The 15,162-nt window shown below is 72.0% G+C and carries 11 protein-coding genes; 7 read left to right on the plus strand and 4 right to left on the minus strand.

Annotated features, from left to right (window positions below; translation table 11 throughout):
- The first annotated feature begins 207 nt into the window (after positions 1-207).
- The 4 genes from AB0G32_RS37395 to AB0G32_RS37410 are packed head-to-tail and all read left to right on the plus strand — an operon-like array spanning position 208 to position 4,595.
- On the plus strand, positions 208-1,347 hold the full coding sequence (locus AB0G32_RS37395) for an alpha/beta hydrolase-fold protein (protein ID WP_361174368.1): 1,140 nt from the start codon (positions 208-210) through the stop codon (positions 1,345-1,347).
- A complete protein-coding gene (locus AB0G32_RS37400) occupies positions 1,344-3,074 on the plus strand; it encodes a thiamine pyrophosphate-binding protein (RefSeq protein ID WP_361174371.1) in 1,731 nt (576 codons plus the stop codon). Before AB0G32_RS37395 ends, AB0G32_RS37400 begins: the two co-directional genes overlap by 4 nt.
- Positions 3,071-3,553, plus strand: coding sequence for a ribonuclease E activity regulator RraA (gene rraA, locus AB0G32_RS37405; protein WP_361174374.1), 483 nt, complete (start codon positions 3,071-3,073; stop codon positions 3,551-3,553). The genes AB0G32_RS37400 and rraA overlap by 4 nt, the downstream gene beginning before the upstream one ends.
- Position 3,554: 1 nt before the next feature.
- Positions 3,555-4,595 carry an LLM class flavin-dependent oxidoreductase gene (locus AB0G32_RS37410; RefSeq protein WP_361174377.1) on the plus strand — a complete coding sequence of 347 codons (1,041 nt, stop codon included), beginning with the start codon at positions 3,555-3,557 and terminating at the stop codon, positions 4,593-4,595.
- A 63-nt stretch (positions 4,596-4,658) separates the two neighbouring features.
- On the opposite strand, the gene AB0G32_RS37415 is transcribed toward AB0G32_RS37410, so the two are convergent.
- Complete coding sequence (locus AB0G32_RS37415; RefSeq protein ID WP_361174380.1) at positions 4,659-6,308, minus strand: carboxylesterase family protein; 1,650 nt, start codon at positions 6,306-6,308, stop codon at positions 4,659-4,661.
- 78 nt (positions 6,309-6,386) lie between these two features.
- Positions 6,387-7,976: a carboxylesterase family protein gene (locus tag AB0G32_RS37420; RefSeq protein WP_361174383.1), complete on the minus strand. Its 1,590-nt coding sequence runs from the start codon at positions 7,974-7,976 to the stop codon at positions 6,387-6,389.
- A gap of 384 nt (positions 7,977-8,360) precedes the next feature.
- Here AB0G32_RS37420 and AB0G32_RS37425 point away from each other — a divergent pair, with 384 nt between their 5' ends.
- The 3 genes from AB0G32_RS37425 to AB0G32_RS37435 all read left to right on the plus strand — a co-directional run bounded on the left by AB0G32_RS37425 (position 8,361) and on the right by AB0G32_RS37435 (position 12,083).
- Entirely contained in the window at positions 8,361-10,970 is a 2,610-nt protein-coding gene (locus AB0G32_RS37425) for a glycoside hydrolase family 3 C-terminal domain-containing protein (RefSeq protein ID WP_361174386.1), read from the plus strand.
- Between the two features lie 94 nt (positions 10,971-11,064).
- Complete coding sequence (locus AB0G32_RS37430; protein ID WP_361174389.1) at positions 11,065-11,400, plus strand: metalloregulator ArsR/SmtB family transcription factor; 336 nt, start codon at positions 11,065-11,067, stop codon at positions 11,398-11,400.
- Between the two features lie 20 nt (positions 11,401-11,420).
- Positions 11,421-12,083: a cation transporter gene (locus AB0G32_RS37435; protein WP_361174392.1), complete on the plus strand. Its 663-nt coding sequence runs from the start codon at positions 11,421-11,423 to the stop codon at positions 12,081-12,083.
- A gap of 47 nt (positions 12,084-12,130) precedes the next feature.
- On the opposite strand, the gene AB0G32_RS37440 is transcribed toward AB0G32_RS37435, so the two are convergent.
- Together AB0G32_RS37440 and AB0G32_RS37445 are read right to left on the minus strand one after the other, a co-directional pair.
- Positions 12,131-13,519, minus strand: a complete 1,389-nt coding sequence (locus AB0G32_RS37440) for an alpha/beta hydrolase-fold protein (RefSeq protein WP_361174395.1) — start codon at positions 13,517-13,519, stop codon at positions 12,131-12,133.
- 59 nt (positions 13,520-13,578) lie between these two features.
- Positions 13,579-14,955 carry a hypothetical protein gene (locus tag AB0G32_RS37445; protein WP_361174398.1) on the minus strand — a complete coding sequence of 459 codons (1,377 nt, stop codon included), beginning with the start codon at positions 14,953-14,955 and terminating at the stop codon, positions 13,579-13,581.
- Between the last annotated feature and the right edge of the window lie 207 nt (positions 14,956-15,162).

Raw genomic sequence — 15,162 nt, forward strand, 5'->3', positions numbered from 1 at the left:
GGCCGCCGCGTGCGCCGCGGTCGCGGCGCTGGCCGCGCTGGCCGCGCTGCTCCTGCCGTCCCACGCGCGCAGACACCTGCCCCGGCGGACCACCTGACGGGCGGCGCACCACGGCTGCTTATCGGCTCATCACGGATGCTTTCGCACCGGGCATTGCGCTCGTCGGCACGGCTTCCGACCATGGCGGGAACCGGAGAGGAGAGTCACATGACATTCCCAGGGAAGAGACGCGGCCTCGTACGCCGCGCGGCAAGCGCCGTGACGTCCACCGTTCTCGTCGCGATGTGCCTGGCGGCGGCGGCCCCGTCCGCCGCCGGAGGCGCCGACGCCACGCATGCCGCCGCCCGGGCGGACCGGGATTCCACCGGAACCGTGCTGCGGGTGAAGGTGCACGGGAAATCGCTCGAAGGAAACCTGGAGGGCGATTCACCGGACCGGGACGTCTCGGTGTACCTGCCTCCCGGCTACAAGTCCGACTCCCACCGGCGCTACCCCGTGCTGTACATGCTGCACGGGTTCACCAACACCGACCTGAGCTACTTCGGCGACGGCGCCGGAACCCACATCCCCACCATCGCCGACCGCGCCATCACGGGCGGCACCGCACGCGACATGATCATCGTCACGCCGAACGCGATGACCGTCTACGGCGGCAGCAACTACTCCAGCGGCGCCACCACAGGGGACTGGGAGTCGTTCGTCTCCCAGGACCTGGTGTCGTACGTGGACAAGCACTTCCGCACCATCGACCGGGTCGAGGCCCGCGGGCTGGCGGGCCACTCCATGGGCGGCTACGGCGCGATGCGGATCGGGATGAAGCACCCCGAGGTCTTCTCCTCCCTGTACATCCTCAGCTCCTGCTGCATCTCCCCGACCAGCAACATCCCGGACACTCCCGAGGAGATGGCGGCGTTCGAGGCGTTCACCGAGCGACCCGACGACTACACCCAGGTCCCGTCCAGCATCAGGACGGCGGTCGCCGCCGCCGCGGCGTGGGCTCCCGACCCGGACAACCCGCCGCTCTACTACGACTCCCCGGTCAAGAACGGCGAACTGGACCCGGCGGTGTTCGCCCGGATGACCGCCAACCGGCCGCTCGCCATGGTCGACCAGTACATCAACAACCTCAGAAAGCAGCACATCGCTTTCGACGTCGGGGACGAGGACACCAACATCCTGGCCAACCTGACCGAGTTCGACCGCGTTCTGACCTCGTACGACGTGCCGCACACCTTCGAGGTCTACCAAGGCAACCACGGCAACCGCGTCCCCGAGCGCTTCGAGAACGAAGTGCTGCCCTTCTTCTCCAAGTACCTCGCGCGAAAGCCGGCGAAGGAGTCCTCTTGAGCAACACCGACCTGGCCGCCGCCACCGGCACCCAGGCCCGCACCGCCACCCGTGCCACGGCGTTGGCCGACGCCGTGGCACGCACCGGCTGCACCCATGTCTTCGCCCTCATGGGGGACGGCAACATGCACCTGCTGCTGGCGCTGGAGGAACGCGGCGTCGGCGTGGTGGAGGTCCGGCACGAGAGCGCCGCCGTGGCGATGGCCGAGGGCTACACCTGGTCCGCGGGCCGGACCGGTATCTGCTCGGTCACCCACGGCCCCGGGCTCACCCATGTGGCGACGTCCCTGGTGGTCGCGGCGCGTAACCGCACGCCGCTCGTCGTGATCGCGGCCGAGACTCCCGCCGGCTACCAGGGCGCCCAGCGCTTCGACCAGGCGTCCTTCGCCGCCTCCTGCGAGGCGGTGTACCGCACCATGGGACCGGACGACGACCCCGAGGGCGCCCTCACCGCGGCCCTCGCCGTGGCCCGGGACCGGTCGCGGCCGGTCGTCCTGGGCATCGCCGCCGACCTCCTCACCGCACCCGCGGCCGACCGCGCGGTACGAGTAGCGGCAGCGCTACCGGACTCGTCCGGGGCACCGTCCGCGGACGACGACGCGGTCGCGGCCGAACGGCTGGCCCGGCTGCTCGCCGACGCCGAACGGCCGGTGCTGATCGGGGGCCGCGGCGCGGCGGACGGTCACGCTCCCGACCTGCTGCGCACGCTCGCGGACCACTTCGGCGCCGGCCTGGCCACGACCCTGCCCGCCAAGGGCATGTTCGACGGCCACCCCCTCGACCTGGGCATCGCCGGCGGCCTGGCCCACCCCGCCGCCGAGCGCCTGCTCGGCTCCGCCGACCTGGTCGTGGCGTTCGGCGCTTCCATGGGCCGCAGCACCACCCAGTCCCGGCACCTGTTCGCCCAGGCGCACGTCGTCAAGGTCGTCGACGAGGTACCCGGCGGGAAGTCCGCGGGCGCGCCGGGGAACGGTGGCCGCACGGAGACGCTGCGCGGCGACGTGGCGGGCACCCTGCGCCGCACCGTGTCCCTGACCCGCGCGCTGACCGGTGCGCGCCGGCCGTGGTTCGGTCCGGTCGGCCCGGCCGCCGACTGCTGGCAGGAGGACCTGCGGGACTTCGCCCCGCCGGTCCCCGACGGCACCGTCGACCCACGGCGCGCGGTCGCCGAGATCAGCGAGCGCCTGCCCGAGGACGCCACCGTCGTCATCAGCAACGGCCACTGCTCGGGCTTCGCCGCCGCGTTCGTCACCGTGCCCGCCCGGGGCCGCTTCTTCGCCGCCCAGGGCTTCGGTTCCATCGGCCAGGCGCTCACCACGGCCATCGGCGTCGCCCTGGGCGCCCCTGACCGCAAGACCGTGGTCTTCGAAGGGGACGCCGCGTTCATGATGCACGTACAGGAACTGGACACCGCGGCCCGCGCCGGGGCCGACCTGACGGTGTTCGTCCTCAACGACCAGGCGCTGGGCACCGAGTACCAGCGCCTGCACCGCGACGGCGACAACGCCGGGGCCGCCGTCGTCCCGCCGCCCGCGATCGCTCCGCTCGCCACCGCCTTCGGCGCGCGTTCGGCGACCCTGGACACGGCCGGGGCGGCGGAGGCCGTGGAGGAGGCGCTGCGCCCCGGGCTCGCGGTCGTCGACGTACGCACCGCCCGCTCGGTGCTCAGCCGGCACATGCGGCTCCCGCACACACTGACCGGCCGGAACGAAGGGACGGGACAGTGAGCGAGGAGCCTACCGCGGACGTCTGCGACCGCTTGGAGGGCACGGTCCAGACCTGCACCACCCAACTGCGCTCCTACGGCGGCCGGACCCGGTTCTCCGGCCCGGTCGACACCGTCTCGTGCCTGGAGGACAACGTGCTCGTGCGCGCGGCCCTGTCCCGGCCGGGGCACGGACGGGTGCTCGTGGTCGACGGGGCCGGGTCACTGCGCACGGCGCTGATGGGCGACGCGATGGCCGACCTGGCGCGGGACAACGGCTGGGCGGGCGTGATCGTGCACGGCGCGGTGCGGGACGTGGCCCGGCTGCGCGAGACCGACCTGGGGGTGCTGGCCCTCGGGTCGAACCCGCGCCGCAGCGGCAAGACCGGGACCGGCACCACCGGGCAGCCGGTGGTGTTCGGCGGCGTGGTGTTCACGCCGGGCGACACCGTGCACGCGGACGAGGACGGTGTGGCCCTGGTGCCCCGGGAGAAGGAGTGAGATGACCGGGGCACCGCGGTTCGCCATGCAGTTCACCGTGCTCGAACCGGTCCTCACCCGCGAGCACGCCCGCCGGCTGACCGACCTGGCCAGGATGGCGGACGACTACGGACTGCACTCCATCGGTGTCGGCGACACGGGCTTCCGCCTGGGCGAGGCGGCGGCCCGTGTCACCTTGCTCGCGCTCGGCACCACGCACACCTACGTGGGGATGCGTCCCACCAACCCCTGGACGCGTGATCCGCAGATCGCGGCGGCCTTCCTGGCCACCATCGACGGCATCACCGGCGGCCGGGCCTTCATGGAGGTCGCCACCGGTGACTCCGCCGTGCGCAGTGTCGGCCGCCGGCCCGCCACCCGGGCCCGCCTGGAGGAGTACGTCACCTGCGTCCGCGACGTCCTGGCCACCGGCCACGGACGCTACGACGGACGCGACATCCGCGTCTTCACCGGCCCACGTGACCCGGTGCGGATCTCGGTCGGCGCCGAGGGACCGCGCATGCTGCGGCTGGCCGGGGCCGTCGGTGACGCCGCCTCCATCGGCACCGGCCTCACCCCCGAGGTCGTGACGTGGTCCCTGGAACAGCTCCGTCAGGGGGCACGGGAGCGCGGCCGGCGGACGGCCGCCGAGCCGTGGTTCACCGTCCGCAGCGCCCTGGACGCCGACCGGGAGGCCGCGCGGGACCGGCTGCGTCCCTCGCTCGCCTCGATCCTGCACCACAGCATGGGCCGGGGGGCCGAGGACCGGCTGGTCCCCGAACGCCACCTGGCGGCCGTACGGGAGTACGTGGGCCGCTACGAGCTGGCGGACCACCAGCGGGCCGGCGGCGGCAACGCGCGGCTGATGGGGGAGCTGGGGCTGGCCGGTTTCGCGATGGACCGCTGGGGCATGGCGGGCGACGCGTCCGACTGGATCCGGCGGATCGAGGAACTGACCGGCCGCGGCGTGCGCGGCATGTGGCTGGCCAACCGCGGCGGCCTCGACGAACTGGAGCGCGCCCTGCGCGCCTTCGGGGAGGAGGTGCTGCCCAGGGTGCGCTGAACGGCACCGTAGCGGGGCCCGGCACGCGGGATGCGTGCCGGGCCCCGCTACGGTGCGGGCCGGTCAGGCCAGCAGCTTCTGCCAGAACGCGAGGTTGTGTTCCGCGGGGAAGGCACGGCTCGCCTTGGAGCAGGCGGCCGGGGCGTCGCCGCTGGCCGGCGAGGTGTCGCAGGCGACCAGCGACATCAGCGTGCCCGTGCGGTCACTGAACTTCGGCCAGGACGGCGTGTCCGGGCCGTTGGGGTCGCCGGACGCGGTGAACCGGTCCCAGAACTCGATCATCTGACGGGAGAGTTCGAGCTGGTCGTCGTCGTAGGGAAGGGTCTGGCCGAGGTAGTCCCAGAGGTAGCCGAGGTCGTCCACGTGGATCGCCCCGCCGAACGGGAAGTCACGGGCGGCCTGGCTCTCCTGCTGGATGCGGAAGATGGACGTGAAGTGCGGGGTGTCGCTCTCGGCGAACTCGTAGGCGTAGGTGGGCACCCAGTTGGACAGGGCGCGGGTGAGCTGCCAGCGGGTGTAGGAGGTGGAGCCGTTCTGGGCGTCGGTCCACGCCTCGCCCGGGGTGGGGTAGTCGCTGAGCGGGTACTCGGCGAGTACGGCGTCGGCGTCCGCACCGTACGCGGAGCGGACGGCGGACTCGTACTGGGCGGCCGTCATCGGCGTACCGAGGTAGTCGTAGTTCTGGAAGGTGGACAGGCCGCGTTCGCTGTCGGTCTGGCCCAGCATCACCGGGACCCGGTTGAACGCGCCGGTCTGGACGGCGGTCGCCGGGTTGACCGGGAAGGCGCGTCCGCCGGTGGACAGGCTGACGCCCGACTCCTTCTGCGCGGCGAGCAGCTCGGCGGCGGGCTTGGCGCGCAGGCAGGCCAGGACGTCGGCGGCGGTGGCGCAGCCGGCCTCCTCGGCGAAGGCGGTGCTCTGCGCCTGGCCGGCGGCGGTGGACTGGAGATTGCAGCCGCCGCTCATGATGACCGCGCGGGAGAACAGTCCCTTGGCGGTGGGAGAGGCCAGGTGGTCGCAGACCGAACCGGCGCCGGCCGACTGGCCGGCGATGGTGACGTTCCCCGGGTCGCCGCCGAACCGGGAGATGTCGGAGTGCACCCAGCGCAGCGCCGCCTGCTGGTCGAGGAGGCCGTAGTTGCCGGGGCCGTCCTTGCTCTCGGCCTGCAACTGGGGCAGGTTGAGGGTGCCCAGGACACCGAGGCGGTAGTTGATGGTGACGACGATCGCGCCGGTCTGGGTGACGAACTTGCGCGGGTTGGTGTCCTGGCCGGCGCCGCCGGTGAAGCCGCCGCCGTGGATCCACACCAGCACGGGCGTCTTGGCGCGGGCGCTGTCGGGGACGTAGACGTTGAGGTCGAGGCAGTCCTCGGTGGTGATGGTCTGCTCGTAGCCGGGGTCCCAGCCGGTGTTCTGCGCGCACCGGTCACCGAAGGAGGTGGCGTCGCGGACGCCGGACCACTTCGCGGCGGACCGTGGCGCCTCCCAGCGGCCCGCGTCGGCGTAGGGGATGCCCAGCCAGGCGTCGTAGCCGGTGCGGTCGGTGCCGCGGACCTTGCCCTGGCTGGTCTGCACCACGTCCGAGACGGGGCGGGCACCGGTCGACGTGGACGACTGGGCCTGCGCGGCGAGCGGGGTGAGGCCCAGGGCGAGCAGCCCGAGGGCGGTGAGGGCGGCGCGGACGGTGCCGCGCCGGGTGCGGGACGGTCTCATGGCTCCCTGCTTTCTGCGTGCGGGTGTGCCGGAAACGGTCGTGTGGGCGCGCCGGGAACGGGCGACGGCGCGACGGCGTCAGGAAAGCCAGAAGTCGCAGTGGTGGTCGGCCGAGTAGCTGTCGATCACCTTGCTGGCGCCGGCCGTGCGCAGCTGCATGACCGGCCAGTCGGCCGCTTCGGTGTACCGCGGCCAGGACGGCTCGCCCTTGGCCTTCGGGGTGCCGCTGTGGGCGAACGCGCCCCAGTAGGCGATCATCTGGTCGGCCAGCTTCTCCTGCCGCGCGGTGAGCGGCTTCTCGCCGAGGGTGAAGTCGAAGAGGTAGGCCAGTTCGGCGCTGTGCGCGTTCGACATGTCCTTGCCGGGGAGGGTGAAGCCGTACAGCGTCGGCGAGGTCGGGTCGTTGAACTCGTAGCGGTACACGGGCGCCTGGGCCGAGATCAGCTGTGCGGCCTGCTGGTTGGTGCACGCGCGCTGCACGTCGGTGCGGATCTGGGTGTAGGCGTCCCAGGGGTTGTCGAAGTCCGCCAGCGGATACAGCTGAAGCACCTGCTCGGCCCGGTCGCCGTAGTCCTCGCGGACCTGCTCCTCGAACCCTTCCGGGGTGAGGTCGGCGAACGCCTCGGAGGCGAGACGGTTCTCGGAGCGGGTGTTGCCGGTCAGCACCGGCACCGCGTTCCAGGTCCCGTCGGCCAGCGCCTGCCGGAACGTCTTGGGCAGCACGGCGCCGCCGACCTTGGAGCCGCCCAGGTAATCGCCCTGGTGCGCGATCAGGGTGCCCGGCCACGCCTCGCGCAGGCAGGTGACGACGGTGGCCTCGTCGGTGCAGCCGACCGCCTCGGCGTAGCCGGCCCCGCTCTGCTCACCGGCCGCGAGGGTCGACTGCGACTGCAGGCACTGCGAACTCTGCACCGCGGCCTTGTCGAACAGACCGCGCGCGGACGGCATGGCCATCAGGTCGCAGACGGCGCCGCCACCGGCCGACTGGCCGGCGATGGTGACGTTGCCGGTGTCGCCGCCGAACCGCGCGATGTTGTCCTGGACCCATTCGAGGGACGCCACCTGGTCCATGCGGGCGTAGTTGCCGGACCCGCCCGGCGTCTCCTTGCTCAGCGCCGGGTGGGCGAGGAAACCGAGGGCGCCGAGGCGGTAGTTGACGGTGACGACGATGACGTCGCTCTTGGTGGCCATGCTGCCGCCACCGTAGATGACACCGGTGCCCTGGGTGTTGGCGCCGCCGTGGAACCACACCAGTACGGGCAGGTGGGCGCCGGGCTTGGTGCCGCTGGGGCGGTAGACGTCCAGATAGAGGCAGTCCTCGCTGACGGCCTGCTCCTCCCGGATACCGGAGGGCTGGAACTGCAGACAGGCGGGCGACTGCTGGTCCGCCTCGCGCACGCCCTTCCAGGACGCGGGCGCGGCGGGCGGCGCGAAGCGCAGGTCACGTACGGGCGGGGCCGCGTACGGCAGGCCCAGGAACCGGTCCGCCCGGTCGGCGGTGACCCCTTGGACCAGGCCGCTGTCCGTGCGTACGACGGGGGCGGCGCGGTTCGCGTCCGGTCCGGAGGCCGAGCTGGCGGTGGACGCGGAGGCCACCAGGGCCAGGGCGGGCAGCAGGGCGGTCGCCGCGAGCGCGGCCAGCGGGCGCCTCAAGACACGTCTGAACACACAACCTCCAAGTAGGGGGCCGCCGTCGAGTGACCGGCGGGACGGGCTGTTGGATGTGAGTTGTCTGTGGCCGACTGTGAAGGTAACCGGGCGGCAATATTGTCAGCAATATGCGTGACACATTTTTCTTCACTCTCTGAAGGGGGACCGTGCGCGCTCACCCTCTCGTTGACCTGGGGGTAACCGAGAGTTTCGGTAGTCGAACGCGGACCTGTCGGCAACTGCCTTTTTTGCTTGAAGTGTTGACCACGGGCGTAACCCCGTCGACACTCGGTCCGCACCCGCCCGGCACCCGGGACCAGGTGGTTTCCTCGGCCTGGCCCGTGTCAGGGGAGCGCCGGGCGGCGTGCCTGTTGACGTGCGCCGCAGGAAAGGAACGCCCTCATGCCTCACTCCGATGACCACATCCCGTCCGTTCGCAGCCGCCGGGACGTCTTGAAGGGGTTCGGCTCCGCGGCGGCCGCCGTCGCCTTCCTCGCGTTGCTGGAGCCGGCCGCGGTGGCCAGATCCGCCGACGGCGGCGCCAAGGCCCGCGGGCTGCTGGCCCGGCTCACCCTGGACGAGAAGATCGCGCTGGTGCACGGAGCGACCGATCCCGAGCGGCTGGGCCAGGCCGGCTACCTGCCCGGCGTGCCCCGTCTCGGCATACCGCCGCTGCGGATGACCGACGGCCCGGCCGGCGTCAACGTCGCCGCCTCCGCCACCGGCCTGCCCCCGGTGTCCACGCTGGCCGCCTCCTTCAACCCCGAACTGGCCCGCGAATACGGCGAGGTGATGGGACGTGAGGGCCGCACCCTACGGATGGACGTCCTGTTGGCCCCGCAGATCGAGCTGTCCCGGGCCCTCTTCTTCAGCCGCAACAAGGACCAGACCGGCGAGGACCCCTACCTCAACGCGCGACTCGCCGTCGCCCAGATCGAGGGCGTTCAGGCGCAGGGCATGCTCGCCATGGCCAAGCACTACCTCGCCAACAACCAGCGCAACGGCGAACTGAACCGCTCTGACCCCGACGACCCGGCGACCAACTTCGACTTCCGCGTCGACGACCGCACCCTCCACGAGATCTACCTGCCGGCCTGGGAGGCAGTGGTCCGCGCCGGGGTCGCCTCCATCATGGCGGCCTACAACCACCTCAACGGCGAGTGGAACACCGAGAACCGCACCACCCTGACCGACATCCTCCGCGGCGAACTCGGCTTCGAGGGCTTCGTCACCTCCGACTGGAACTCCGTGCACAGCATCAGCGTCGAGGACGGCCTCGACATGCAGATGCCGGACGGCACCTACTTCGGCGACCCGCTCAAGCAGGCCGTCCAGGACGGCACCATCCCCGAGTCGGCCGTCGACACCGCGGTCACCCGCATCCTCGTCCAGTACGACCGCTTCGGACTGCTGGACGGCAGCCGCAAGTCCGCCCGTGCCGCCATCGACGTCGAGGCCGGCGCCCGCACCGCCCGCGAGGTCGCCACCCAGGGCGCGGTCCTGCTGGCCAACGACGGCGCACTGCCGCTCGGCCGGGCCGCGCTGCGCTCCCTGGCGCTGATCGGACCGACCGCCGCACAGGTCGCCGTGTCCGTCTCCGGGGAACGGGCCTACGGCTTCGAGGACCGCATGGTCTCCCCGCTGGCCGCCCTGCGCCGCAGCGGGGACACCGACCCGCGCCACGCCGTCGGCGTGGACCTCACCGGCACCACCGTGCCGGCCGACGTGCTCACACCCGCCGGCGGCACCGGCCACGGCCTCACCCGTACCCCGGTCGCGGGCGGCGCCGCCACCACCGACGCCACCGTCGACTTCACCGGCGACCAGGCACTCCCGGCCGGCTCCTCCTATGTGTGGACCGGCACCCTCACCCCGCCGACGACCGGCGAGTACCGGCTGATGATCCAGGCGTGGCGAGGAGCGGCCTCGCTCTCCCTGGACGGCGACCAGCTCGGCTCGGCCGCCTCGCCCCGGGACGGCTTCGCCCGCAAGTGGTCCAGCATCGTGCCGACCACCGACGGACTCGACAACGAACTGGTGACGGTCACCCTGACCGGCGGCCAGGCGTATCCGGTACGGATCGCCGTCACCGGCTGGGCGGACACCGTGCACGACCGCGGACCCGTCGAGGTGCGCCTGGCCTGGGTGACGCCCGAACAGCGCGCCGCCGACATCCGGGCCGCCGCGCGCCTGGCCGGACAGGTGCACACCCCGGTGGTGTTCGCGTTCAACGGCTCCGGCGGCTCCACCGGCGGTGGCGGTGACCGCACCACCCTCGCCCTCCCCGTGCACCAGGACGAGCTGATCGAGGCGGTGGCCGCCGCCAACCCCCGTACGGTCGTGGTTCTCAACGTCGGCGACCCGGTCACCATGCCCTGGCGGAAGAAGGTCGGCACCATCCTGCTCGCCGGGTACGCCGGCCAGGAGGGCGGCTGGGCCACCGCGGACCTGCTGCTCGGCCGCGCCAACCCGGGCGGCAAGCTCACCATGACCTTCCCGAAGCGGGAGGCCGACCACCCGACCCTCGACCCCGCGCATCCCGAGCGCTACTTCGGAGTCGACGGCGTGGTCACCTACAGCGAAGGTGTCTTCACCGGCTACCGCCACTTCGACCGGGCGGGCACCGACCCGCTCTTCTGCTTCGGTCACGGACTGTCCTACACCCGGTTCAGCTACGGGCGGCTCTCGGTGAGCGAGGTGCGCGACGGTCTGGAGGTGTCGTTCACCGTCACCAACACCGGCGACAGGAGCGGCGCCGAGGTGCCGCAGGTCTACGTCGGCCCGGCCCCGCACGCACCCGTCGACATGCCGGTCCGGACCCTGGCCGCCTTCGAACGGGTGGAACTGCGCCCGGGCCGGTCCCGCCGGCTCACCCTGCGGGTCGACGAACGCCAGCTGTCCTACTGGGACACCGCCAAGGGTCGCTGGGTGCTGCCCGTCGGCCGCCGCAAGGTGGAGGTCGGCTCCTCCTCCCGTGACATCCGGCTGAAGGGGACCGGCACGCCGCGCTAGCCGGCCGGTCACCGGCGGGCGGGCGCCGGACGCGACACGGCCACCGTAACAGTACACGATTTCCTGAATTCAGGATGACGTGTACTGTCGCGGTGTGCTGACTGTTGCCTCCGACATCGAGGTGCTGGCCCGGTTCGGCCGCGCGCTCGCCGACCCCATCCGCTGCCGCATCCTGCTCGCCCTGCGGGACGCCCCGCGCTACCCGGCCGACCTGGCCGACGCGCTGGGCGTCTCCCGCACCCGGCTCTCCAACCACCTGGCCTGCCTGCGCGACTGCGGCCTGGTGGTCACCGTGCCCGACGGCCGCCGCACCCGCTACGAGCTGGCCGACGACCGCCTCGGCCACGCCCTGGACGACCTGCGCACCGCGGTCGTGGCCGTCGAGACCGACCGGTCCTGCGCCGACGCCGACGCGCAGGGCTGCTGCTGACCATGACGACCGGGACACCCATGAGCACCGGGACACCGGTGCCCCTCGCCCTCGCTCCGGCCCGCCGCGACGTGCTCGCCCGCCGGATACGGCTGCTGGTCGCGGCCACGATCACCTACAACGTCGTCGAGACGGTGGTCGCCCTCACCGCCGGCGCCCTCGCCTCCTCCACCGCCCTGGTCGGCTTCGGGCTCGACTCCGTCATCGAGGTCTCCTCCGCGGCGGCGGTGGCCTGGCAGTTCTCCGCCTCCGGCCACGAGCAGCGCCAGGCCCGCGAACGGCGGACGCTGCGGATCATCGCCGTCTCCTTCTTCGCCCTCGCCGGGTACGTCGCCGTCGACGCCGTCCGCGCGCTGACCGGCACCGGCGAGTCGGAACGCTCCCTGCCCGGCATCGTGATCGCCGCCCTGTCCCTCGCGGTCATGCCGGTGCTGTCCGCCGCCCAGCGCCGGGCCGGCCGCGAACTGGACTCCGCGAGCGCGGTCGCCGACTCCCGGCAGACGCTGCTGTGCGCTCACCTGTCCGCGGCGCTCCTGGCGGGCCTGGTGCTCAACGCCGCCCTCGGCTGGTCCTGGGCCGATCCCGCCGCGGCCCTGGTCATCGCGGCCCTCGCCGTGAAGGAGGGCCGCGACGCCTGGCAGGGCACGGGCTGCTGCGGTGCCACCCGGACAGGCGGCTGCTGAGGCCGCTGACCTTGGGGAGCCGGGCCGACGGCCCGGCTCCCCACCGCTCACTTGCGCTGCTGGAAGACCCACTCCCGGATGCCCTCGATGCCGTAGGCGATCCGCCAGGTGTTGAGGTGGTTGTTCAGCGAGTTGTCCTCCTGGTCGGCCGGTACGACCGTACCCGCCTCGAAGGCCACGTAGTTGACGGCGGCCTTCTGCGCGAGGAGCTTCTTGACGTCGGCCGCGAACTCCTTCTCGGTCGAGGTGCCGTCCCACACCGCGCGGGCGACGGTCGCGCCGTCCTCCTCCAGCGCGGCGGTGATGGCGTTCTGACCGGGGTAGGCGTTCTCGTCGCCCTGGGAGACGGTGATCCAGAGCTTGTCGTCGGCCATCGGACCGACCAGGCTGGTGTCCCACTGGCCGGCGACGATGTAGGAGGCGGCGAACAGGTCGGGGTACTCGATGTCCATGACGATCGACATGATCGCGCCCATGGACTGGCCGGTGGTGTAGAGGCGGCCGGTGTCGATGCTGTAGGTCTCGGTGAGGCTGTTGACCAGGTTGACCGTGGTGTCGAGCATGTCGGTCACCGTGTAGCCGCCGTGGTCGTCGACGACCACACTGGAGTACTGCGGCGCCAGGACGAACGCCGGACGCTTCGCCTGGTCCTCGGGAGAGGCCCAGCAGACCGCGCCGTTGCCCTGGGTCAGGGTCGTGGTCGTCTCGGTGCTCAGCACACTGGCGTCGTGCATGAACAGCACCAGCGGGTAGGACTTGCGCTTGTCGTAGCCCTTGGGCGTGTACAGGTTGTAGTTGAGGGTGTTGCCGGTCGCGGGGTCGGTGAAGGTGAGCTGCTCGAAGTCGTCGACGACCAGGTTCGTCACGGCGGTGGTGGTGACGCCCGTGGCGTCGGCGGCGTAGACGGCACCCCGCGCGGTGACGACGTCCCCGGCTTGGACGACGGTCGCCACGGCCTCCTTGGTCCCCCCGCCCTGCTGACCCGTACCGCCGCTGGGCGCGCCGGACGGCGTCCCGCTCGGCGTTCCGCTGGGGGAGCCACTCGGTGAACCGCTCGGCGGGGTGCCGCCGGAACCGCCCATGCCGCTCTCGGTCAGAGCCGCGGCCTCGTCGTCCGGGGACATCTCGACAATCACGTACCGGCCGTCGCGGCCCTTCTTGGCCGGGACCGGCGTGGTGCCGGCGTACACCTTGGTGACGGTCCGGTCGGCCACCGTGTACGTCCCGGTCGACAGCTTCGCGTTCTTGATCACCGCGTCGTACTCCAGCGCGACGGCGATGAGCTTGAGCCCGTCCCCGTAGACCTCGGTGACGGCGGTGGCACCGGTGATGTGCCCGCCGCCCTCCTCCGCCGAAGCGGAGCCGTACGCCACCACTCCTGTGACCACGGCGACGGCGGCCCCTGCCGCACTCGCGATGAACGCGCGCCTCTCCATGTCCGTTCTCCTCCTGCTGTCCGTTGCCGAGCGCTGATGGGGGGATGTGAGGAAATCTGTCAGTCGTGCAGGGAGTCGAGCAGGTCGCCGATCTTCGCGGCCACCCGCTCCGCCGACCCCTGGGCGTACGCGGAGTCGACCGCTTCGTAGGTGATGCGGGCGTAGCCGCGGGAATCGGCCATGTTCTTGGCACCGCCGTCCAGCATCGACAGCACCGCGGTGTGCGCGAACGGCGAGTGCTTCTTGATGCTCAGGCCGGTGTCCGCGGACAGCTCCGGCGCCACCCCGGTGAACACCCCGTCACCGATCTGGAGCGCCCACAGCGGCACCTCGGCCGTGCCGTCGGGAGTGAACGTGTACTCCTTCGTGGGCACCGTCGCGTGCCCCTGCTGCACGGCGTCGACGGTGACGGAGGAGGTGACCAGCTCAAGCGTCGCGTCGGAACCGGTCCGGATCGCCTGGGCGACCCGGACGGCCTCGGTGCCCAGCCGCTCGCCCTGCACGGTCAGCAGCAGCCAGCCGGCGTCGGAGGCGTCGGTCTGCGACCACTTCTTGTCCTTGTCCATGGTGTACCGCTTGGACCGGAAGGCCGGTGCCTGGTCACCGCACGCGCCCACCAGGAAGAAGCCCACGGTGTCGCCGCCGAACTGCTTCTCCACATGCGCGACCGCCGCGCCCGCCAGATCGGCGGTGACCGGATGGTCGCCATTGGCCATCACGGAGTCCAGCATCACCGAGGACTGCACCGCGTAGTTGACCAGGACGGCGATCGGGTTGCCGTCGGTGTCGTCGAGCCGGGTCACGCCGACGCTCTTGTCGGAGGTGCCGGACTCGCCGGTCCCCAGCCACCAGCCGTCGGCCGTCAGCACGTCCCGGTTGACGTTCACGTCGCACTCGCCGGAGCCGTGCCCGACCTTGGCCGCGCGCAGAGAGGTGACGGCCGCCGCGACCGCGGTGGAGGCGGCTTGTGAGACCTGAGCCATGAAGGGTGACGACACTCCGCTGCCCGGCTGGACGTGCGGAGTGGAGAAGGTGTGGGTGACCGTTACGAGGATGTCGGCCGGGTCGATGTCGGCCGCGTCGGAGACGATCGTGCGCAGCGCGGCGACCCCCTCGGAGCTGATCGAGGTCAGATCGAGGACGACCAGTGCGACGCTGCGCTCGGCGCCGCGTACCAGCAGCACCCGTACGTAGAGGTCGTCGTGGACGGTGGTGAAGCCGTCCAGCGGGAGCAGCGACGACGGCAGTTCGATCACCGCCCGCCCCGCGCCGGCCCGCAGCCCGCCGCTGCCGGTCTCCGCGTCGGCGGTCACCGCCCAGGCGCCGCCCGCGGCGGTCGCCGCCGCCGCGGCGACCGAACCGCCCAGGAACGCCCGGCGGCGCAGCGGTCTGCGGTGGCCACGGCTCTTCTCGTCGGCCGCGTCGTTCACCCTCACTGGCGGGTCCCTTTCCGTCGCTGCACGGCGTCATCTCCCTTGCGGAGAAGAGGGGTTGGTGCCGTACGCCCTCGGGGAACCCCTGCGCGAATATGGCAGAGTCACCAGTGGGATTGCTGTGGAAACCTGTGCGGGAGCTGTCCTGTCGCACCGCCGACCGGGACCACCGGACGCACGCCACACCTTGACAGCTCCCGCACAGAGCGC

It is taken from the genome of Streptomyces sp. NPDC023723, assembly GCF_040639815.1.
Lineage (GTDB): Bacteria > Actinomycetota > Actinomycetes > Streptomycetales > Streptomycetaceae > Streptomyces.